Annotated in this window: 17 protein-coding genes and 4 pseudogenes; 11 read left to right on the top strand and 10 right to left on the bottom strand. The window is 65.0% G+C overall.

The window, feature by feature from the left end; translation table 11 throughout:
• The gene (locus tag HV823_RS09030) at positions 1 to 954 is read right to left on the bottom strand and encodes a tripartite tricarboxylate transporter substrate binding protein (RefSeq protein ID WP_176949377.1); all 954 of its coding nucleotides are present in this window, start codon (positions 952 to 954) and stop codon (positions 1 to 3) included.
• 163 nt (positions 955 to 1,117) lie between these two features.
• On the bottom strand, positions 1,118 to 2,233 hold the full coding sequence (locus HV823_RS09025) for a mandelate racemase/muconate lactonizing enzyme family protein (protein WP_176949376.1): 1,116 nt from the start codon (positions 2,231 to 2,233) through the stop codon (positions 1,118 to 1,120).
• Between the two features lie 92 nt (positions 2,234 to 2,325).
• Between HV823_RS09025 and HV823_RS09020 the strand changes: the two genes are divergently transcribed.
• Together HV823_RS09020 and HV823_RS09015 are read left to right on the top strand one after the other, a co-directional pair.
• Positions 2,326 to 3,267 (top strand): alpha/beta hydrolase, encoded by a 942-nt coding sequence (locus HV823_RS09020; RefSeq protein ID WP_176949375.1) that lies wholly within the window; start codon positions 2,326 to 2,328, stop codon positions 3,265 to 3,267.
• Positions 3,264 to 4,850, top strand: a complete 1,587-nt coding sequence (locus tag HV823_RS09015) for a rhodanese-like domain-containing protein (RefSeq protein WP_176949374.1) — start codon at positions 3,264 to 3,266, stop codon at positions 4,848 to 4,850. Before HV823_RS09020 ends, HV823_RS09015 begins: the two co-directional genes overlap by 4 nt.
• Positions 4,851 to 4,973: 123 nt before the next feature.
• On the opposite strand, the gene HV823_RS09010 is transcribed toward HV823_RS09015, so the two are convergent.
• The 3 genes from HV823_RS09010 to HV823_RS09000 form a co-directional block, all read right to left on the bottom strand.
• The gene (locus tag HV823_RS09010) at positions 4,974 to 6,542 is read right to left on the bottom strand and encodes a tripartite tricarboxylate transporter permease (protein WP_176949373.1); all 1,569 of its coding nucleotides are present in this window, start codon (positions 6,540 to 6,542) and stop codon (positions 4,974 to 4,976) included.
• Between the two features lie 9 nt (positions 6,543 to 6,551).
• Positions 6,552 to 7,079: a tripartite tricarboxylate transporter TctB family protein gene (locus tag HV823_RS09005; RefSeq protein ID WP_176949372.1), complete on the bottom strand. Its 528-nt coding sequence runs from the start codon at positions 7,077 to 7,079 to the stop codon at positions 6,552 to 6,554.
• Between the two features lie 70 nt (positions 7,080 to 7,149).
• Positions 7,150 to 8,145: a Bug family tripartite tricarboxylate transporter substrate binding protein gene (locus tag HV823_RS09000; protein ID WP_176949371.1), complete on the bottom strand. Its 996-nt coding sequence runs from the start codon at positions 8,143 to 8,145 to the stop codon at positions 7,150 to 7,152.
• 356 nt (positions 8,146 to 8,501) lie between these two features.
• Between HV823_RS09000 and HV823_RS08995 the strand changes: the two genes are divergently transcribed.
• The 9 genes and pseudogenes from HV823_RS08995 to HV823_RS27340 all read left to right on the top strand — a co-directional run.
• Positions 8,502 to 9,926, top strand: a complete 1,425-nt coding sequence (locus tag HV823_RS08995; RefSeq protein WP_176949370.1) for an MmgE/PrpD family protein — start codon at positions 8,502 to 8,504, stop codon at positions 9,924 to 9,926.
• 22 nt (positions 9,927 to 9,948) lie between these two features.
• Positions 9,949 to 11,073: an AbrB family transcriptional regulator gene (locus tag HV823_RS08990; RefSeq protein WP_246300980.1), complete on the top strand. Its 1,125-nt coding sequence runs from the start codon at positions 9,949 to 9,951 to the stop codon at positions 11,071 to 11,073.
• Positions 11,057 to 11,848, top strand: coding sequence for an SDR family NAD(P)-dependent oxidoreductase (locus HV823_RS08985; protein WP_176949369.1), 792 nt, complete (start codon positions 11,057 to 11,059; stop codon positions 11,846 to 11,848). Before HV823_RS08990 ends, HV823_RS08985 begins: the two co-directional genes overlap by 17 nt.
• Before the next feature lie 17 nt (positions 11,849 to 11,865).
• Positions 11,866 to 13,266: an MmgE/PrpD family protein gene (locus HV823_RS08980; protein WP_176949368.1), complete on the top strand. Its 1,401-nt coding sequence runs from the start codon at positions 11,866 to 11,868 to the stop codon at positions 13,264 to 13,266.
• Positions 13,267 to 13,271: 5 nt separating this feature from the next.
• The gene (locus HV823_RS08975; protein WP_176949367.1) at positions 13,272 to 14,366 is read left to right on the top strand and encodes an isocitrate/isopropylmalate dehydrogenase family protein; all 1,095 of its coding nucleotides are present in this window, start codon (positions 13,272 to 13,274) and stop codon (positions 14,364 to 14,366) included.
• Positions 14,353 to 15,423, top strand: coding sequence for a tartrate dehydrogenase (locus HV823_RS08970; protein ID WP_176949366.1), 1,071 nt, complete (start codon positions 14,353 to 14,355; stop codon positions 15,421 to 15,423). The genes HV823_RS08975 and HV823_RS08970 overlap by 14 nt, the downstream gene beginning before the upstream one ends.
• Before the next feature lie 65 nt (positions 15,424 to 15,488).
• Positions 15,489 to 16,187: an FCD domain-containing protein gene (locus tag HV823_RS08965; protein WP_176949365.1), complete on the top strand. Its 699-nt coding sequence runs from the start codon at positions 15,489 to 15,491 to the stop codon at positions 16,185 to 16,187.
• A 100-nt stretch (positions 16,188 to 16,287) separates the two neighbouring features.
• Positions 16,288 to 16,353, top strand: a pseudogene (locus tag HV823_RS27515) (hypothetical protein); the annotation flags it as partial.
• A 222-nt stretch (positions 16,354 to 16,575) separates the two neighbouring features.
• A pseudogene (locus HV823_RS27340) lies at positions 16,576 to 16,733 on the top strand (IS21 family transposase); the annotation flags it as partial.
• Positions 16,734 to 16,773: 40 nt separating this feature from the next.
• On the opposite strand, the pseudogene HV823_RS08950 reads toward HV823_RS27340, so the two are convergent.
• The 5 genes and pseudogenes from HV823_RS08950 to HV823_RS08930 all read right to left on the bottom strand — a co-directional run.
• Positions 16,774 to 17,570 (bottom strand): annotated as a pseudogene (locus HV823_RS08950) (IS256 family transposase); the annotation flags it as partial.
• Between the two features lie 313 nt (positions 17,571 to 17,883).
• Positions 17,884 to 18,339 carry an SRPBCC family protein gene (locus tag HV823_RS08945; RefSeq protein ID WP_176949364.1) on the bottom strand — a complete coding sequence of 152 codons (456 nt, stop codon included), beginning with the start codon at positions 18,337 to 18,339 and terminating at the stop codon, positions 17,884 to 17,886.
• A 267-nt stretch (positions 18,340 to 18,606) separates the two neighbouring features.
• Positions 18,607 to 19,416, bottom strand: a pseudogene (locus HV823_RS08940) (XdhC family protein); the annotation flags it as partial.
• A 15-nt stretch (positions 19,417 to 19,431) separates the two neighbouring features.
• Positions 19,432 to 20,610 carry a vWA domain-containing protein gene (locus HV823_RS08935; protein ID WP_176949362.1) on the bottom strand — a complete coding sequence of 393 codons (1,179 nt, stop codon included), beginning with the start codon at positions 20,608 to 20,610 and terminating at the stop codon, positions 19,432 to 19,434.
• On the bottom strand, positions 20,610 to 21,485 hold the full coding sequence (locus tag HV823_RS08930; RefSeq protein ID WP_176949361.1) for an AAA family ATPase: 876 nt from the start codon (positions 21,483 to 21,485) through the stop codon (positions 20,610 to 20,612). Before HV823_RS08930 ends, HV823_RS08935 begins: the two co-directional genes overlap by 1 nt.
• Positions 21,486 to 21,506: the final 21 nt, after the last annotated feature.

The raw sequence follows: 21,506 nt of genomic DNA, 5'->3' as shown, positions 1-21,506 counted from the left end.
CTACTCGATGACGCCGGTCTTCTTCAGGAAGTCAGCCGTCTCCGTGCCGAAGGTCTCGATGAACTTGACGTAGTCGGCATGGGGCATGAATTCGGCGCGGAGATTGGCGCCCTCATAGGCTTCCTTGTATTTCGGGTCGGCGAGCACCTTCTGCGTGGCGGCTTCCCAGGCGGCGATCACATCCTCCGGCAGGCCCTTCGGGCCGGCAAGGCCGCGGAACTTGCGTACCACCACGTCGTAGCCGGCTTCCTTGACAGTCGGCAGGTCGGGGAAGGCGTCGAGGCGCTTGTCGCTGAAGGTGGCGAGCAGCCTGAGTTCTCCGGCCTCGATCTGCGACTGGATTTCCTGCACCTCGCCGACGCCGATCTGCAGCGTGCCGTTCAGCACGTTGATCATCATGTCGCCGCCGCCTTCATGCGTAACCACCGCCGCGTTGACGCCGGCTGCCGCCTTCAGCTGCTCCAGCGCCTGGCGCTCCAGCGATGCCGGGTTGGCCGCACCCCACTGGCCGCGGCCGTCGCGGGCGTACTGGATGACGTCCTCCAGCGTCTTGAACTGGCCCTTGGCGGAGGTGTAGATCACCTCCGGGTCGATGAAGAAGTTCACCAGCGGCTCGAGGTCTGTATACTTGTATTCCGGGTCGGAGAGCAGCGACGTGTAGATGAAGGTCGGCGTCGTGGCATAGAACATCGAGCCGTCGGCCGGCGCCTGCGCAAGCTGTGCCATCGCCTTGGCGCCCGAGCCGCCACTGACATTTTCCACGATGACGTTGGCGCCGAGATAGGGCGACAGATAGCGCGACAGTTCGCGCAAGAAGACGTCGCTGCCGCCGCCGGGGCTGGAATGGGTGACGAGCGTCACGGTATCGACAGGGTATTCCTGGGCCTGAGCGGCCGTCAACCCGCCGGCCAAAACGGCAGCGGCGACGGCGGAGACGAGATGCAGTTTGTTCATCGGTGAAATCCTCCCAGATTGTGGCCGAACCTCCCGTTCGGTCGTTTGATCATGCCTTTCGACTCTTGCGGCGCTTCCGGCAGTTCAGTCGGGGCAAGCCTATGCCCCCACATTGTCAAGTGTCAACAATTTTATCGCCAGATCGGACGAGGCAGTTTTCCCGTCAGTCGAGGGCCACGCGCGTCTCCCGGAACGCGTCTTGGTCGAGCGTCAGGCCGAGCCCCGGTCGGTTCGGGATCTCGATGAAGCCATCCTTCGGCTTTGGCGCATCGGTGAAGAGCGTTTCGCCGACGGCGACCATGCCGAGATGCCATTCGACGATCCAGCCGTTCATCATGCCGGCCAGGAGATGCATGTTGAAAAGCGGCCAGCCGCCGCCATTGGCGATCGGCATGTTGTAGATCTGCGCGAGATGCGCGATCTTGCGGGCCTCGGTATAGCCGCCGCAATAGGTGACGTTCGGCTGAAGGATGTCGAGCGACTGGTGCTCGACGAACTCCCGCATGCGCCAGCGGTGTCCCTCCATCTGGCCGGCGGCCAAAGGTATTTTGGTAGAGCGCCGGAGGTCGGCCAAGGCCCGCGCATCGTTCTGCGTCAGCGGCTCCTCGAACCAGGTGATGCCGCAGTCCTCGATCTCCCGGCAGAGATATTTCGCCTCGACAGGGTTGAAGAGATAGTTGGCGTCGATCATCAGGTCGATGTCGGCGCCGACCGCGTCTCGGATCGCCTTCACCCGCCGCACATCCTCACGCCAGCCGCCCTTGTCGACCGCGACGACCGACTTCAGCGCCCGGAAGCCATTGGAAACATGGAGTTTCGCGGCCTCGCCCAAGAGGTCCATGTCATATTGCGGGAAGCCGAAGGTGACATAGCAGGGCACCTTGTCGCGCGCGCCGCCGAGCATCGCGGCGATCGAGCGGCCTTCCGCCTTGCCGATGATGTCCCAGAGCGCGATGTCGAGGCAGGAGAGCGCCATGGAAATGGTACCGCTCATGGCGCGGGGGTTTAGCTTCTGCCAGACGCGCTGGTGGATCTTCTCGAGGTCGCGCACATCCATGCCCCTGACGCAGGGAAGCACGTGCTTTTCGAGCGCGACGACGACGGCGCGCGACAGGAAATGGCCCGTCAGCCCGTAGCCGACGATGCCTTCGTCCGTTTCCACTTGGCAGAAGACGAAATGGGTCTGCTCTTCACGGCCATAGCCTTGAACGCGCCCTTCGAGCAGCGGAATTTCAATCGAGAAACCGTGCAGGCTGGCCCTGATGTCCTTGATGATCATGAAAAGCGCCCTCCCCGCGCGTAGAAGCAATCAAGGCATTGTCTACCGCACTTCATTATTGTAGACAATCTACAAAACGGGAGGATTTCAGAATGATTGCTGCCGAAATGCCGACGCTCATCCAAAACGCCTCGCTGATGGAAGGGTTCCGACGCGAGACCGTGAAGACATCCGGCGCCGAGATCGAGGTCGCAATCGCCGGCAGCGGCCCGCCGCTCCTGCTCATCCACGGCAATCCACTGACGCTTGTGAGTTGGCACAAGATCGCGCCGGCGCTTGCGAAGACCTTCACGGTGATCGCTCCCGACCTCCGCGGCTACGGCGACAGTTCCAAGCCTGATGGCGGCGACGACCATGGGGCCTATACGTTCCGCGCCATGGGCGAGGACAATTTCGAGGTGATGGATCATTTCGGCTTCGACCGCTTCCAGATCGCCGGCCATGACCGTGGCGCGCGCGTCGGCTTCCGCATGGCGCTCGACCGGCCGAAGCGCGTGGAGCGGTTGGCCGCGCTCGACATCGTGCCGACCCATCACGTGTTGACAAACGTCACGCTCGGCTGGGGGCTGGAGAGCTACCACTGGTTCTTCATGGCGCAGAAGGCGCCCTTCCCCGAGCGGCTGATCACAGCCGACCTCGACTATTACATCCACTACAAGCTGAACAAGAAGGGCGTCGGTCTGGAGATCTTCACGCCGGAGGCCATGGCCGAATATGTCCGCTGCACCACGCCGGAACAGATCCATGCCGTCTGCGAGGACTACCGCGCGACGGTGACGCTCGACCTCGCCATGGACACGGCCGACTACGGCCGGCGCCGAATCGAATGCCCGGTCATGGTGATCTGGGGCACCAACAGCCATTGCGGCCGCCACTTCAAACCGGTCGAGGCCTGGAGCGAATGGGCCGACGATGTCAGCGGCTTCGGTATTCCGACCGGGCACTATCCGGCGGAGCATCGTCCGGACATCGTCTATCCGCTGTTCTGGGACTTCTTTACCGGCCGCAAGCCGCACTGGACCGAAGCGCCATGACGGCGCGCATCGTCCCGGTCGGGCAAGCGCGGCGACGGCTGCACGACGGAAGCGAAATCGCGCTGCTCGACGTCCGGGAGGCCGGGCAGTTCGGCGAGGCGCATCCGCTCTTTGCCACGCCCTGCCCCTATTCCCGGCTGGAGATCCTCGCGCCCCGTCTCGTGCCGCGGCGGACGGCGCCGGTGCTGCTCCTCGACGCCGGCGACGGAGTGGCGGAACGCGCTACGATGCGGCTCGAAGCCCTCGGCTACAAGGATGTCAGCGTCATCTCCGGCGGCTTGCCGGCCTGGGCGGCGGCCGGATTTCCCGTCTACAAGGGCGTCAACGTGCCGTCGAAGACGCTCGGCGAACTGGCCGAGCATATCTGGCATCCGTCGATGATCACGCCGCAACAGCTTGCGGCCTGGAAGGCCGAGGGGCGGGATTTCCGCTTCTTCGATGCGCGGCCGGCGGACGAATATGCCAAGATGCGCGTGCCGGGTGCTGCCTGCCTGCCGAACGGCGAACTGGCGCATCGCCTGCCCGTTGCAGCCGATCCCGAAACGCCGGTCGTCATCACCTGCGCCGGCCGTACCCGCGGCATCATCGGCGCCATCGGGGTCAAGCTTGCCGGTCACACGGGTCCGGTCCTGGCGCTCGAAAACGGCACGCAGGGCTGGGCGCTGGCCGGCGAAACGCTGGAACGTGGCAACACGGCTGCAGCGTTTCCGACGCTCTCGCCCGCCGACGCCGAACGCACCCGCACCGCCGCGCAATCGCTGATCGGCCGTTTCGGCATCGATACTGTCGATGCCGCCGGGATCGAGGATTTCCTCGCCGACGACGGCACGACCACCTATCTGCTCGACGTGCGCTCCGCCGCCGAAGCCGCCGCCGATCCGGTCCCCGGTGCCGTGCACGCACTGTCGGGCCAGCTCGTGCAGGCGACCGACCAGTGGGTCGCCGTGCGCCACGCCCGGTTCGTTCTCCTCGACGACCTTGGCCTGCGCGCAGCACTCGCCGCCTTCTGGCTGCGGCAACTGGGCTACCGCCCCTATGTAGCGATCATCGACGACGCCATGCGCCAGCGGGTGCAAAGAGACGCGGCCGCGACGGCGGCCCAACTGACGGCACTGTCGCCGATCGCACCAGGGGAAGCCTTACGGAGCGTCGCGGAGGACATGGCGGTCTTTGTCGACATGCGCGGATCGTTTGCCTATCGCGACGGCCATGTCGCCGGTGCGATCTGGCTGGTACGGCCGAAAGCGGAAGAGGTTTCCACAATGATCGGCGCCAGGGCGGCGCTGCTGGTCGCCGACGACCGGACCGCCGCCGCGCTGGCCGCACAGGAGCTGCACGAGGCGGGAACCGATGCGGTGCATCTCGTGGATGGCGGCCACCGGGCGCTCGTCGATGCCGGCGCACAGATCGCTGCAAGCCCTGACCTGCCAGCGGATGGCGACGCCATCGACCACCTGTTTTTCGTCCACGACCGCCATGACGGCAATCTGGAATCCTCGCGACGCTATCTGGCCTGGGAGACCCGCCTGGTCGATCAGCTGGACGACATCGAGCAAGGCGAGTTCCGACTGGAGCGTCCCTGACGGCGGATCCCCCGAACAGGCGCCGGACCGACCGAAAACGCCGCCCGCCTCGATCGAGACGGGCGGCGTTCTTCATCGCGGGACCCTAGAATTGCCGGTGCCTAGGTATTGCCGCAGCAGAAATTACCGATGGTTGTGTGCCGCCTTTGCGGCCAGTTCCTCCTGATGCAGGCGTTCCATGGCTTCCGCTTCGGCAGCCTCCTGCTGCAACTGCTTGCGCTTTCCCCATGCCGTCATGGCCATCGAGAGGACCATCAAAACCACGATCGCGATCGCGGCCGGGTGCTCTGTGACGTAGACGATGTTGCCACCTGTCAACTGGTAGGACCGCAAGAACTCCGTCTCCAGCATGCGGCCGAGCAGCAGGCCGACGACCGTCGCCGCCACCGGATACTCGTAGCGCACGAGCGCGAAGCCGATGCAGGCAAAGACGAAGAAGGTGATCGGACCGGCGATCGAGCCGTTCACCGCATAGGTTCCGAGCGTTGCGATGACGAGGATCGCCGGCAGCACGTAACGGGTGCGAACGCGCACCACGTTGGCCGCCACGTAGATGAAGCCGATACCGACGACGAGCAGCACGACCGCCTGCACGATATTGTTCAGGATGATGGCATAGACCATGTCCTTCTGCGTCTCGATGAAGGTCGGCCCCGGCACGATGTTGTGCATCATGAAGGCCGCCAGCAGGATCGCTGTCGCGCCGCCGCCCGGAATGCCGAGCGCCAGCATCGTCGCCATCGATCCGCCCTCGGCGCTGGCAACGGCGGATTCCGCCGCAATCACCCCTTTCGGGTTGCCCTTGCCGAAGCTCGCGCTGTCCTTGTCCGTGCGCTTCGTCTCCGCATAGGCGATGAGGTTGCCGACGGACGAGCCCACGCCCGGAACGGCGCCGATAACGATGCCGATGATCGAGCCGCGGATCAACACGGCCGGATACTTGAATGTATACCAGCAGCCGAGCAGGATGCGCCGGACAGATACCTTGCGCGCGCCCTCCGCCTCCAGGATGTAGTCCCGGCTCGCCAGCGACAGGAGCTGACCGGCAGCGAGCAAGCCGATCATCGCCGGCACCGGCTGGATGCCGTCGAGCAGCGAAGGGATGCCCATGGTGCCTCGGATATATCCGGCGGTGTTCATTCCGACCGTTCCCAGCAGCACGCCGAAGGCGGCGGCGAGCAGGCCGCGGCTGATATAGGTGGAACCGAGCGAACCGAGCAGCAGCATGCCCCAGAGCGCGACCGCGAACATTTCGAGCGGCCCGATCTTCAGCACGATCTCGGCAAGCGGCTCGACCACGAAGAGCAAGAGCACGTAGCCGAAGATGCCGCACAGCGTCGAGGCGAACAGCGCGTAGCCCAGCGCCTCGTTGTGCTCCCCCTTCTTCGACATGGCATAGCCGTCGAAAGTCGTGGCGAAGGAAGACGGCGAACCGGGAATGTTCATCAGGATCGCGGGTACCGAACCGCCGAACCCGGCTCCGGTGTAGACCGAGGTCAGGAAGACGACGGCCGAGAAGAAATCCATGTGCAGCGACATGGGCAGCACGATCGCCATCGCCATGGTGATCGAAATGCCGGGAATGGCACTGAAGACCAGGCCGACGATCAGCCCGGGGACGATCCATCCCCAGGAGCCCGCCGACGTCGCCATCAGCGTCAGCGCACCCATGAACGCTTCTGTATCAATCATGCCGGCCTCCTAGAGAAGGGTCGTGATCATCGGATAGGGCATCAGCGCCTTGAATCCGTAGACCGTGATAAGGGTGACGATGACCGGAAAGACGATCAGGGGCAGCGGACGCCGTTCTCCGCAGATGGCCATGCCGATACCGCTGAAGAGCAGGATCGCGATGTCGAAGCCGAGCGGCTGAAGCGAGAATACGAAGAGACCCAGAAGGCCGCCCATCGAGAGCATCTTGATGACGTCGGCCCGTTCCGTCGGCAGCTTGGCCTGCATCAGGTCGGACGGCTTGACTTCCTTCGGCTGGCCGTCGTCTGCGGGGCCGGCATCGTCGGCAAGAGGATCGACGTAGTGGAAACACTGCGGCACGACGACGGCGATGAGGATGAGCGTGGCGAGCGCCAGAGGTTGGATGAGCAGTAGGTTGTTGGTGTCGGTCGAGACGCTGCGGGCGTCCATGATATACCAGGATGTCGCCCCGCCGATCAGCAACAGAATGATGAGGTGCCCCCAGTCGACCGATAGGTTACGGCCTCGAAAGGTCATGCTGGCCTCCATTGGATGAGTACAGGGGCGGCGCCTGTGACTGCCGCCCCGAGAAGAGTCCGGATCGCGCCTACTTCAGCAGATCGACATAGGTGGACATCTTCGTAAAGTTGTTCATGTAGGCCTTGTTGGAGGCCTCGGGCCCGTACCAGCGCGTCGCCAGTTCCTGAAGCTTGAGCGCTTCGATCGCTTCCGGCTTCTCCGACGCGGCCTTCACCGCGGCCTCGATCTTCGCGTAAATCTCCGGTTGCTCCTTCGTGAGCGCCGTGGGCACGACCCAGCCGCGCTGCGAGCCCTCGACATAGTCGGTCTCGATGCCCGCATCGGAGAGCGTCGGCGCGTCGCTCCACCATTCCGGTGCCTCGTCGGCATACATGACCAGCGGCTTGATCTTGTCCTTGAGCGGCAGGAAACCCTCGCCGCCGACGAAGCCGACATCGACCTGGCCGCCGGCCGTCGCGTTGCGGGCCGGGCCGCCGCCGTCATAGGTGACGAGCCGCAAGCCGTCCGTCGGCACGCCTGCCTTCTGAAGCGTCAGAATGAGGTTGGCGTAGTCGGCGGATGCCGGCTGGACGCCGAGCGAGAGGCTCGTTGGGTCTTCCTTCAGACGGTCTATCACCTGCTTCATGTCGGTGATCTCGCTGTCGGAAGTTGTTGCCGCGAGCGTATAGTCACGCGACGGCAGATTGATCATGTGGAAGTCTTCAGCCTTGTAGGTCGCATTCTGCAGCAGGATGTTCAGCGGAATATACGGCGCCGCCGAGGTGCAGAGGATCGTATAGCCGTCCATCGGCTGCTGCAGTGCATAGGTATGGCCGAGCTGCGCACCCGCCCCCGGCTGGTTGACGATGACGCAGGGCTGGCCGAGTTCCGCCTGCAGATAGGGCGCGAAGGCGCGTGCGAGCCGGTCGTTGTAGCCGCCCGTGGCGAACGGCACCACCAGATTGATCGGCCGGTCCGGATAGGCGCCCTGCGCGCGCAGGATCGATGGCATGCCGAGCGCGGCGATGGCGGCGCCACCTCCGGCGATCTTCAGTATGTTACGGCGTGAAAGTTGCGTTTTCATGCGTTCTCCTCCCGAGCTTTTCGTCGCTCTCTCCCGTTTCGGCCCGGACCATGTCCTTCTCCTCGAGCCGAGCGGAAGGCTAAGAGCGAATTGGTAAACTGTCAACAATAATGCAAAACAGCGCAAGAAATGCTGAAATAACTGGCCATTGGTCGGCATTTGGCACCACTTGATACGGCATTTCTGACTGGAAGGAAGGCTTGCTATGCCGCAGAACTTCATTTCGCCTGCCATCTTCAAAATCTGTTGACAATCGACAACGAGTGACGTTTTGTGCTGGCGAGATGGCAGCGCGTCACGCCGCGCGACGCCACGAGCAGAAGAAACAAAGCCACATGTCGGGAGGAAATAGACCAATGACCGCAACCGCTGCCGCCAACGTCTCCAGCGAAGCCACGGGCCTGACCCGCGAAGTGGCGGAATTCGTTCACGGCACACGGCTGGGCGACCTCCCGGCGGTCGTCGTGGAAAACGGCAAGAAATCGATTCTCGACGGCCTCGGCCTCGCCCTGTCCGGCTCCGTCGCGAAATCGGGCGAGTATGTCCGCCATCACCTCGACGATATCGGTGCGGCCAACGGCACGGCCACCGTCATCGGCACGGATCGCAAGGTCCCGCCGCGCTTCGCCGCCTTCGCAAACGGCGTCGGCATCCATGCGGACGATTATGACGACACGCAGCTCGCCGTCGCCAAGGACCGCGTCTACGGCCTGCTGACGCATCCGACCGCGCCCGCCCTGCCCTCGGCGCTCGCCATGGGCGAAACGCTGGGCGCCAGCGGCGCGGATGTCATGCTCGCCTACCACATCGGCGTCGAAGTGGAATGCAAGATCGCCGAGGCGATCAATCCGCGCCATTACCAGACAGGCTTCCACGCGACCGCCACCTGCGGCACCTATGCCGCGGCCGCAGCCGCCGGCCGCCTGATGGGGCTGAATGTCGAGCAACTGCTGCGCGCCCTTTCCATCGCCGGCAGCCAGTCCGCCGGCCTGCGCGAGAATTTCGGCACGATGACCAAGCCCTTCCATGCCGGCCGATCCTCGGAAAGCGGCGTCGCTGCCGCGCAGTTCGCCTCCTATGGCTGGTCGGCCGCGCCGACGATCCTGGAAGCCCCGCGCGGCTTCTTCTCGGCCGCCGGCGGCGGCTACGACGAGAACGCCATCCGCGGCAAGCTCGGCAATCCCTGGACCTTCGACAGCCCCGGCATCTCCATCAAGCCGCATCCGTCGGGCTCGCTCACCCATCCCGGCATGACCGAGATGCTGCGCCTCATCAAGGAGAACGGCATCAAGGCTTCGGATGTCGAGCATGTGCGCGTCGGCACCAACCACAACATGCCGAACGCGCTGATCCATTACCGGCCGCAAAACGAGCTGCAGGCGAAATTCTCCATGCAGTTCTGCATGGCGATCCTGCTGATCGACGGCCGCGCCGGCCTCAATGAGTTCACGGACGAGGTGGTGCTGCGCGACGACGTGAAGGCGATGATCTCCAAGGTGGACTTCGTCGTCGACGAGCGCGCCGAGGCGGCCGGCTATCACCTGATGACCACCTATATCGACATCCGGCTGAAGGACGGTCGCACGATTTCCGGCATGGCGGATTTCGGCAAGGGCAGCCCGGCCAATCCGATGAGCTATGACGATGTCGCGACGAAGTTCCTCGAATGCGCCGAATTCGCGCGGTGGGACATGGGCAAGGCCCGCGAGGTCGTCGGCATGGTGGCTGAGTTCGAGCAGCTTGCTGACATCCGCAAGCTGATGGCGCTGGTCAGCAACTGAGGCCACGGTCCGGATCACCGCGATGGATGACAAGCCTCGATCAGCAGCGCCCGTAAAAACGGCCAAGCATCCGGACGCGGCGGGGCGCCATCGCCAGCCGCGCTGGTGGCTGACGCTTGCCCTGACCTATGTCATCGCGGCGGTGGCCGGCTTTGCGGCGAAGGCCGTCAACATGCCGCTGCCCTTCATGCTCGGACCGTTCTTCGTCATGGCGGCGCTCTCGATCTTCGGCTTCCGGTCGGTCCTTGTGCCGATGGGCCGCGAGCTCGGTCAGGTCGCGATCGGGGTCGCCGTCGGCATGCGCTTCACGCCGTCGGTGCTCGCCGCCATGTCCGGCCTCTTGCCGGCCATGGTGCTCGGCACGATCTATGTCGTCATCTTCACCATGGCGGCGGCATTTCTCTTCAAGCCGCTGGCGAAGGTGGACGACGTCACCGCCTTCTTCGCGACCGCCGCCGGCGGCGTCGCCGATATGGCAACGGTCGCGAAGGACTATGGCGGAGCGGCGGGATCGGTCGCGGTGGTGCATGCCATGCGCGTTTCCGGCGTGGTGGCGCTCGTGCCTTTCCTCGTCGTTCTCTTCGGCGAACCGGGCAATGCGCCGGACTCGGCGGCCGTCGGCTCGCACTGGCTGCTCGTCATCGTGTCGCTGGCGCTCGGCTACCTGATGGCGCGGCTCTTGAAACCGACGCCCCTACCCAATCCCTGGCTCGTCGGGCCGATCTTCATGGGCATCATCATCGGCGTGCTCGGCCTTTACGCCGTGAAGATTCCGCCTTTGCTAATCAACATCGCGCAGATCATGCTCGGCACCTGGCTTGGCTGCCAGTTCAAGCGCGATCTTCTGGCCGCCCTGCCGCGCGTCACCTTCGCGGCGCTCGTCATCTCGCTCTTCATGATCGGGTGCGCGGCGGCGGGCGCCGTGGTGCTGACGCTTGCGACAGGCCTTCCCTATCCGACGAGCTTCCTGTCGCTGGCGCCGGCCGCCGTCACGGAAATGGTCGTGACCGCGCAGGTCATGCATCTGGAGGCGGAGGTGGTGACGGCCTTCCATGTGATGCGCATTGCCGTCGTCTCGTCGACGGTGCTCATCGTCTTCAAATTCTATCTTCGACTGAGGGGAGGCTCCATTGGACCTGGCGTATAAGGGGCGCCGCGCGCTGATCGTCGGCGGCAGCTACGGCATCGGCAAGGCCTCGGCCGCCATCATGGGCGCCGAGGGTGCCGACGTGCTGATCGCCTCGCGCAGTGCGGACAATCTCAACGAGGCGGCAGACGGCATTGCGGCATCAGGCGCTGCCCGGCCGGCGACGCTTGTCTGCGACGTCACGCAGCCGAACGCCGGCGAAACGCTGGCAACAGCAGCGATGGAATGCTGGGGCGCGCTGGACCTGCTCGTCACCGCCGTCGGCGGCAGCATTCGCTCCTCCTTCGAGGACCTGACGGACGAGGACTGGCTCGGCAACTACACCTTCAACATCCTGTCGACCGTGCGCGCCATCCGCGCCCTGCTTCCGGCGCTCGAAAGGGGTAACGATCCGGCGATCGTCACGCTGGGCGCCGCGGCCTCCAAGATGCCCTACCAGCACCAGATCGTCTCGAACGTGCACAAGGCCGGCCTGCTGGGGCTCACCAAGACGCTCGCCGCCGAACTCGCCGACCGAAGGATCCGCGTCAATTGCGTCGCGCCCGGCCGCACGCTGACGCCGCTCTGGACCAAGCGCGCCGACAAGATGGCCGGCGAACAGGGCCGGACGCGCGACGACATCCTCGGCGATTTCTCGAAGGACATTCCACTCGGCCGCTTCGCGAGCCCCGAAGAGGTGGCGACGATGGTGGTGTGGCTCGCAAGCCCCCTCGCCAGCTACGTCACCGGCCAGACAGTCAACGTGGACGGCGGCATAGCCCGCGGTCTTCTGTAAGTTACAAGGAGAATGAAATGAGTCAGCACCAGGCAACCGCCCCCGGCATTCCCAAGGTGACGGAAATCCTCGCCGACTGGGTCGTCACCATCAAGGGCAGCGACATCGCGCCCGACATTCGCCGCGAGGGGCTCAGAACCTTCGTCAACTGGGTCGGCTGCGCCGTCGGCGGCGCCAGCCACGAGACGGTCGACCGGGCGCTGGCGGCCGCCACGCCCTTCTCCGGCAAGCCGACCTCCACCGTTCTCGGACGGAGCGAAAAGCTCGACGCGCTGCATGCGGCGCTCCTGAACGGCATCACCTCGCATGTGCTCGACTATGACGACACGCACCTGAAGACGATCATCCACCCGGCCGGCCCTGTCGCCTCCGCCCTGCTGGCGCTGGCCGAAATGCGCGCCATCTCCGGCTACGATCTTCTGACGGCGCTGATCGTCGGCATCGAGGTCGAGTGCCGGATCGGCAACTCCGTCTATCCGCACCACTACGACCGCGGCTGGCACATCACCGGTACGGCCGGCGTCTTCGGTGCGGCGGCTGCCGTCGGCAAGGTGATCGGCCTCAATCAACAGCAGATGCGCTGGGCCTTCGGGCTTGCCGCCACCCAGTCCTCGGGCCTGCGCGAAATGTTCGGCACGATGACCAAGAGCTTTCACCCCGGCCGCGCCGCGCAAAACGGCATGTTCGCAGCCCTTCTGGCGGAGGCGAACTTCGACAGCTCGGAGCGCGCGATCGAGGCGCCGCGCGGCTTCGCCAACGTCATGTCCGACAAGCAGGACTATTCCGAAATCCTCGACGACCTCGGCACGCGCTGGGAATCGGCGCTCAACAGCTACAAGCCGTTCGCCTGCGGTATCGTCATCCACCCGACCATCGACGGCTGCATCCAGCTTCGCGACGAACTCGGCGAGGAGAAGGTGCGCCGCATCCGCTCGGTCGAACTGACCGCCCATCCGCTAGTGCTGGAGTTGACCGGCAAGACGGCGCCGAAGACCGGCCTCGAAGGCAAGTTCTCGGTCTATCACGCAGCGGCTGCCGCACTCCTCAAGGGCGACGGCGCGCCGACTGCCTTTACAGACGAGATGGTTAACGACCCGGAGATCATCGCGCTTCGCGACAGGACGAAGGCCACCGCCGACAAGAATTGCCACGAGGCCTCCGTCGACATTCTCCTGACCTTCGACGACGGCACGACGGTCTCCAAGCGCGTCGAGCGGGCGATCGGCTCGAAGGACGTGCCGCTTACCGACGCACAGATCGACCACAAGTTCACGGTCCAGTCGGCGCTCGTCGTCGGCGACGCGGTGACGAAGGCGCTCCTCGAAACGTCGTGGAAGCTCGAAGAGCTGAAGGACGCGGCCGAGGTGGCCCGCGCCAGCGTTCCCGGCTCCACCTCCAAGACGGCAGCAGCGGAATGAACCAGATGACCAAGAAGACCTCACTCAGGATCGGCATCCTCGAAGGCGACGACATCGGCCACGAGGTCGTTCCGGCCTCGGTCCGGATCGCCAGGGCCGCGGCGGCTGCGACCGGCATGGCCATCGAATGGCTCGACGTGCCGATCGGCCGGCGCGCGCTGGACACGCATGGCCACACCATGCCCGAAGGCACGCTTGAGACGCTCGGGACACTCGACGGCTTCATCCTCGGCCCGATCGGCCATCGCGAGTATCCGAAGGTACCGGAGGCGATCAATCCGCATCCGATCCTGCGCAAGCGCTTCGACCTCTTCGCCAATGTGCGCCCGACCCGATCGTTTCCGGGCATCGGCTGCCTGCACGACGACATCGACATGGTGATCGTGCGCGAGAACAACGAGGGCTTCCAGCCGGACCGCAACGTCGTCATGGGCTCCGGCGAGTTCCGCCCGACGCATGACGTGACGATCTCGGTGCGCGTCATCACCGTCGAGGGGTCTTCCAAGGTGGCGCGCGCCGCCTTCGAGATCGCCCGCTCGCGGCGCAAGAAGCTGACGCTGGTGCACAAGAACACCGTCTACAAGCTCGGCTGCGGCATGTTCGTCGACAGCTGCTACGAGGTCGCCAAGGGCTTCCCCGACGTCGAGGTGAACGAGGTGATCGTCGACACGATGGCGATGCGGCTGGTGCGCGACCCGCAGAGCTTCGACACGGTCGTCACCACCAACATGTTCGGCGACATCCTTACCGACGAGGCGGCCGGCCTCGTCGGCGGCCTCGGCATGGCGCCGGGCCTCTGCATCGGCCGCGGCTCGATCGCGATGGCCCAGGCGACGCACGGCTCGGCCCCCGACATTGCCGGCAAGGGCATCGCCAATCCCTTCGCGATGATCGAATCGACCCGCATGCTCTTCGACTGGATGGGACACCACCACAAGATCGATGCGGCGCTCGAGATGTCGCGCATCATGAAGGCCGGCATCGACGCGGCCCTTGCCGACCCGGCGACACGCACGCCCGACATCCGCGGCACGGGCACGCAGGCCGACATGGTCGACGGCATCCTGCGCGGCATGGAGGCAGCCCATGCGAACGCATAAGATCGCCGCGATCGGCGGCGACGGCGTCGGGCCGGAAGTGATCGAGGCCGGGCTTTCGGTTCTGGCGGACCTCGCCGGTCGCGAAGGTTTCACGCTAGACGTCACCCGCTTCGACTGGGGCTCGGATTATTACCGCCGTACCGGACGCATGATGCCGGTAGACGGAGTGGAGCAATTGAAGCACTTCGACGCCATCTACTTCGGCGCCGTCGGCGACCCCGACATTCCCGACCACATCACGCTCTGGGACCTCCGGCTCGCTATCTGCCAGGGGCTTGATCAGTATGCCAACGTGCGGCCCACGAAGCTGATCGGCGGCATGCGCGGGCCACTACGCCCCGAACTCGGCGAGCAGATCGACTGGGTCATCGTGCGCGAGAACTCCGAGGGCGAATATTCCGGCGTCGGCGGACGGGCCCATGCGGGGCTGCCGATCGAGCTTGCCATGGACGTCGCGGTCTTCACCCGCGCCGGCGTCGAGCGCATCTGCCGCTTTGCCTGCGAGACGGCGATGGCGCGGCCGCGCAAGCGGCTTACCGTCGTCACCAAGTCCAACGCCCAGCGCCACGGCATGGTGCTCTGGGACGAGGCCTGCCGCGACGTTCTGAAGGACTTCCCGGAGCTTGACGTCGACTGGAAGCTGGTCGATGCCATGGCCGCGCTGATGGTGACGAAGCCAGGCAATTTCGACACGATCCTTGCCAGCAACCTGCACGCCGACATTCTCTCCGACCTCGCCTCGGCGCTGACGGGAAGCCTCGGCAATGGTGCTACGGGCAATGTCGATCCGTCCGGAAAACATCCGTCCATGTACGAGCCGATCCACGGCTCGGCCTTCGACATCATGGGCAAGGGCATCGCCAACCCGATCGGCGCCTTCTGGACCGGGGCGATGATGCTGGAACGGCTCGGCGAGACGGCGGCGGCCGAAAAACTCATGGCCGCGATAGAGACGGTCAGCCGGTCGGGGCCGCATACGCCGGACCTCGGCGGACAGGCCGATACGCGGGCGGTCACCGACGCCATCCTGGATGCGACAAGACGAGGCGCCCAATAGCAGTTGCAGCTTACATTCCCATTGTTTATTGCCTACAATAGCAATCGAAATCAATGGAACGCGCCATGTATCATGAGGAACCGAAGGTACAGCAGAACGATCTCACGGTGTTGAGAACGTCGTCGCTGACCGGCGTCATCGAGCGCGAGCTCGAGCACCTCATCCTGACCGGCGAACTGAAACCCGGCGAGCGGCTGAACGAGATCCAGCTCTCGGCCCGCTTCGGCACCAGCCGTGGCCCCTTGCGCGAGGCGACCCGCAGCCTGCAGGCCAAGGGCCTCGTCGAGAGCATCCGCAACCGAGGCGTCTTCGTACGCTCGGTCTCGCCAACGGAAGCGCTTGAAATCTACGACGTGCGCGCCGCGATCTTCGGCCTTGCAGGACGCCTGCTCGCCGATCTCGTCACCGACCAGATGCTGGCCCGGCTCAATGCCTTTCTCGACCAGATGGACGAGATCGCCGCGAGCAAGAACTTCGACGACTATTACCCCGTCAACCTCGCCTTCCACGATTACCTCGTCACCTCGACCGGCAACGCGACGCTCGTCAAGGAATACAAGGGCTTCGTCAACAAGCTGCATCTGGCGCGTGCACGCGGGCTCGTCCAGGCCGGCGGGCTCTCGGTCTCCAACCGCGAGCACCGCGAGATGGTCGACGCCCTCGCCTCCGGCAACCGCGAACGCGCCCAGGAAGCCTTCTTTCGCCATGTCGAGCGCTCGAAGATCCGCTTCCGCTCGACGTTGAACACAGGCGCTTCAGCATAGCCCTGGCGTCAGACTGCTGACAAACCCCTGGCCTCGGCTGGGGGTTTCTGATTCACTGGACCATGTTGAAGAAACCGGCCCCTGAGCAGACGCACTTGAGATGGTGACGCTGGAGCAGTTGGTCCCGAAGGATCACCTGCTGCGCAAGATCGATGCGGTCATCGACTATTCCTTCATCCATGACCGGGTTGCCGGTCTTTACTGCACCGACAGCGGCTGCAAGGTCCGCGACGGCAAGCCGAAGGGCCTCTTCTACCTCGACCACCGCACGGTGAACGGCCGCCATGCCATCATCACCGATACCCATGTGACACCCGCCAACGTGCACGATTCAATCGTCTATCTCAAGCGACTGGATCGCCATAGCACCCGCTTCGACTTCGACGTTTCTGCGGTGAGCCTGCTGGCCTATCCCGATCGCGCCGTCGTCGCCGCGGAAGGTCAATCGTGTGCGAACATCGACGGATCATCGACCGCTCTCACGACCGACCCGGTCAGACGATCTACGACTGGCGGCATTATCTGGCCGTGGTCCAACGCAAACCTAGCCGGGACTGTCAGGAATTCTGTGCGGGGGCCGGTTTCATCAGTTGAAGAACCGCTCGCCAAAGATGACGGCGAACTGTGTCTTTTCGCCCCACTCCCGCGGCGCGCGCTTCCACTGCTCGACCGCATTGCTGAGAACCAGATATAACAGCTTCATCGCGGCTTCGTCACCAGGGAAATGGCCGCGCGAGCGCACTGCCCGACGAAGTTTCGAGTTCGAGGCTTCTATAGCGTTCGTCGTGTAGATGATGCGGCGGACGCCCTCCGGGAAGGCGAAGAAGGAAACGACGTGTTCCCAATTGCGTCGCCGGCAGACGGCAGGGTATTTCTGGCCCCAATACCCTTCCTCGAAAGCCACCAGCGCCTTCATTCCAGCCTCCGCATCTCGGGCACGGTAGATGGCCTCAGGGCCGGCACGACCGGCTTCCTGTCCTTGTAGGAAACGAACTCCAGCGAATGCCGGATCAGATGGACGATGCAAGTCTGTACGATCGTCTGGGGGAAGATGGCGGTGATGGCTTCAGGAAAGCCTTTCAGGCCGTCGACCACGGCGATCAGGATGTCCTGGCAGCCACGGCTTTTCAGCTCATTCATCACGCGCAACCAGAACTTTGCCCCTTCGGTCTTCTCGATCCGGAGCCCGAGGATTTCCTTTGTGCCGTCCGCCAGAACTGCGAGCGCGACATAAACGGCCTTGTTGCGAACGAAGCCTTCGTCCCGGATCTTGACCCGGATGGTATCGAAGAACACGAGGGGATAGCACAGCTCGAGCGGGCGGTTTTGCCACTCGCCAACGGCCTCCAGAACCTGGTCGGTCACCGCCGAGATCAGGTCCGGAATCTGGCAAGAGAGATCGCCTTGGACGTGCCGCCTTTGCGGAAAGCCGAGGAGCGCATGGGGTGGCCACCTGTCACAACCGTCGTGGATGCTCGATAGGATGGATCTGAATGGCAGGGTGCCGGCGAAACGGGCCCATTTCTACGACGCAACGCAACGCCGCGTCAGAGCCTGCCCGAGATCGAGCCTGCAACATACAAAGGGCTGAACAAACGCGCCGGACACTCCCATCTGCCTCTGCGAATACGGAATGGAGCATGCTGCTGTTCGGTCGCCAAACACACCCGCGCTCCTCCTCGGTCAAGAGATTACATCAGGAAATTCTCCGGCCTGCAGAGACCTTCGCGGAGAAATTCTCGAAGAACTGGCCTGCGAGCTTCTGCGCCGTGCTGGCGATGAGACGGCCGCCGAGCATGGCGAGCTTGCCGCCGACATCGGCCCTGGCCGCGTAGCGCAATATGGTGGCGTTGCCGTCCTCTTCGAGTTCGACTTCAGCACCGCCCTTGGCGAAGCCGGCAACGCCACCACTTCCCTCCCCGGTGAGTAAAAACCGGTCCGGCGCGCCCGCGGTATCGAGCGTCACCTTGCCGCCGAACGTCGCCTTCACCGGGCCCACCTTCAGCGCGACCTTGGCTTCGAGCTCGGTGTCAGAGACCTTGTTGAGCTCCTGGCAGCCGGGAATTGCGGCCTTCAGCACCTCCGGGTCGTTGAGCGCCGCATAGACCTCGTGCTTCGGCGCCTCGATGCGGATTTCGTCCTTCAGTTCCATTCGTTCCCACCCTCACATGCAACAAAAACGACGCTGCAGCAGCAGGCGGAGGTAGAAGGCCTCGTCCTGCTGGCTCGCAACGTCCGGGATTTCGCTCGGCTTCACCTTCTCGCGAAGCATCCTCTCGCCAATAAAGGCCCCTACCCGGCGCAATGGGCCGGGCCTGCCGGCGAGGGCGGGCGAAGCCGGCACCGGGGCATCGCCGGCTTCGACTGGCGCGTTGCCGGTGACATCCCCCTTGGCCTCGGCCCCTGCCCTCAGCATCCGCTGATGGCCACGGCGTCGCACCTCTACGAGTTCGGCGACGACGGAGAGCGCGATCTCCTCCGGCGTCACCGCACCGATATCGAGTCCCGCAGGCGCCTTCACGCGATCGAGGTCTTCCATGCTCACGCCACTCGACCGGAGTTCCTGCTTCAGCGCCGCCGCCTTCGCGCGGCTGCCGACGAAGGCGACATGGGCGGCGGGAGAGCCGAGTGCTGCGCGCAGCGCCGCCTCGTCGCCCCGCCCCTGCGTCGCGACCACCAGATAGCGCTCGCCCGGCGCATCCGCCGGCAGGAGATAGCCTTCGATCCGGTCGTCGACCTCGGGGAAGGCCTGCTGGTCGGGCGCCGGCGCACAGGCGACCGTGTGAAAGCCGAACCGCCGCGCGAGATCGGCAAGAGCCACGCCCACCGGGCTCGCACCCATCACGTAGAGACGCGGAACCGGCAGCACCGGTTCGATGAAGACGTCCATGCTCCCCTTGGATGGGCACATGTTGCGGGCGAAGCGGATGCCGTCGCGCACCTCTCCCGGGGCGACGCCAAGTTCGGCGAGCAGATCCTCTGGCTGAACGGAGACGAGCCGCGGCTCGCCGTCGGCGATCGCGTCCTTCGCCGCCCGCAGCACCGCGCCGCGGGCGCAGCCACCGCCGATCCAGCCTTCGGCGATCGTGCCGTCCTCAAGGATCACCGCCTTGGCGCCGGCCTTCGCGGCGGTCGCCGCGACGGTGCGCACCACGGTCGCCATGACATAGGGCGTGCCGGCACGCTTCAGCTCGTCCGCGATCTGGTCGATGTTCGGTTTCCTCATCATGCGAGCCTCCTCCGCTCACATCTTTTGGAGATGCGGTTCGAGTGCTGCGAGCGAATCCAGCGTGTTGGCTGCCGCGAACAGATCGAGGTGGGGCAACGCCGCGGCCATGCCGCGTGCCACCGGCTCGTAGCCGCTCCATCCCTTAAGCGGGTTCAGCCAGACGACCTTGCAGCCCCGCCGTTTTAGGCGGGCGAGTTCGCCGCCGATCAGTTCGGGCGGATCGGTATCGTACCCGTCGGACAGGATCAGCACCACGGTCCTGCCCGTCACCATGCCGCGTGCGTACTGGTCGTTGAACGCCTTGAGATTGGCGCCGATCTTCGTGCCGCCGCCGAAGCCGGTCGCCATCAGCGACAGGCGCTCGACTGCCCGAAGCGTATCGCTGTCGCGCAGGGCATCGGAAATCCGCACCAGCCGCGTGTGCAGCAGGAAGGCATCGGTGCGGCTGTCGGCGCTGACGAGCCCCTGCAGGAAGGCGAGAAAGACGCGCGCATAGACCGTCATGGAGCCGGAGACGTCGCAGATGGCGACGATGTTGACCGGCCGGTCCGGCCGGCGCCGGCGCAGCAGTTCCACCGGATCGCCGCCATGGGCGACAGAGCGGCGGGCAATGCGGCGCAGATCGAGCAGGGCGCCGCGGCGGGCGGCCTTGCGGCGCCGCGACCGGCGGTCCCGCAGCGAACGGGCAATCTGCCGGGCAACCGCTTCCGCCTCCGCCAGTTCCTCCGGCGTGGTGAGACCGCGTAGATCGGAGCGGCGGACAGCCTCGATGCGCGAGGCGAGCAGTCTTCCGGTGTCCCCCTCGCTTTCGCCCTCGCCATCAGCGTCTGGCACGTGCGGCACGCCGCCGCCGGTGCGGCTCTCCATCATTTCGCGGATGCTGGAGGTCGCGCGGGGTAGCCGGCGCTCGGCATCATGCATGCCGGCCGACCTCTCGCGCCGCCGGCCATGGGAAAGCCAATATGAATCGAAGAGATCGTCGAAGGCCCGAAAGCCTTCGGCCCCATGGGCGCAGACCGACTTCAGCGCCAGCCGGACCTGCTCGCGATCCGTCGCGTCGATGGCACCGAGCGCGGCAAGGGCGGTCTCGCCCTGCGCCATGCCGGCGTCCAGCCCGTTCAGCCGCAGATGCGCCATGAAGCCGGCCATGCGCTCCGTTATGGTCTGGCGATCCGGAAAACGGGTCACGCGCATCAGGCAGCCTTTCCGACCAGACGCTGCTGCACCTCGAGCGGCACGGCGGCGCGGTCCGCCTGGGTCTTCAGCAGGCAGACGAGGGTCGCCTGCAACTCGACAGGATCGGCGGCGAGATCGTTGATGCCGAGGCCGGCAATCGCCGCGGCCCAATCCAGCATTTCGGCAACGCCCGGCTTCTTTTCCAGATCCTCCCTGCGCAGCGCCTGCACGACGCCGACGATCTGTTCGCAGAGCCTCGCCTCGAGCCCCGGCTTGTGGCTCGCGAGAATTGCCAGTTCCGTCGCGCGGTCGGGATAGTCGACATAGGAATAGAGGCAGCGGCGGCGGAGCGCGTCCGAGAGGTCCCGCGTGCCGTTCGACGTGAGGATCACATGCGGCCTGGTCTGTGCCGTGATCGTGCCAAGTTCGGGGATCGTCACCTGGAAATCCGACAGGAGCTCCAGCAGATAGGCCTCGAACTCCTCGTCCGCGCGGTCCACCTCGTCGAGCAGGAGCACCGGAGCCTTGTCCTGCCGGATCGCTTCGAGCAGCGGCCGCGCGAGCAGGTATTTCTCGGAGAAGATCCGGTCCTCGATGTTCTCGCCGGGAGCGCCACTCTCGGTCGCTGCCCGGATGGCGAGAAGCTGCCGCTGGTAGTTCCATTCATAGATCGCCGAGGCCGCGTCCAGGCCCTCGTAGCATTGCAGGCGGATGAGGCGCGTGTCGAACAGTTCGGCAAGCGTCTTCGCAAGTTGCGTCTTGCCGACGCCCGCCGCCCCTTCGAGCAGCAGCGGCTTGCCGATCGTCACGGCAAGGTGCAACGCCATGGCGAGGTCGTCGGAGGCGACATAGCCATGATTTGCGAGATCGTCCTTCAGCGTCTTCCAGCTCATCGTATCCTTCCGGCAAAAAGG

The sequence above is a fragment of the Mycoplana rhizolycopersici genome (genome assembly GCF_013378445.1).
Classification (GTDB): domain Bacteria; phylum Pseudomonadota; class Alphaproteobacteria; order Rhizobiales; family Rhizobiaceae; genus Mycoplana; species Mycoplana rhizolycopersici.
Note: the sequence above shows the minus strand (reverse complement) of the source record. Positions and strands in the feature narration are given on the sequence as shown.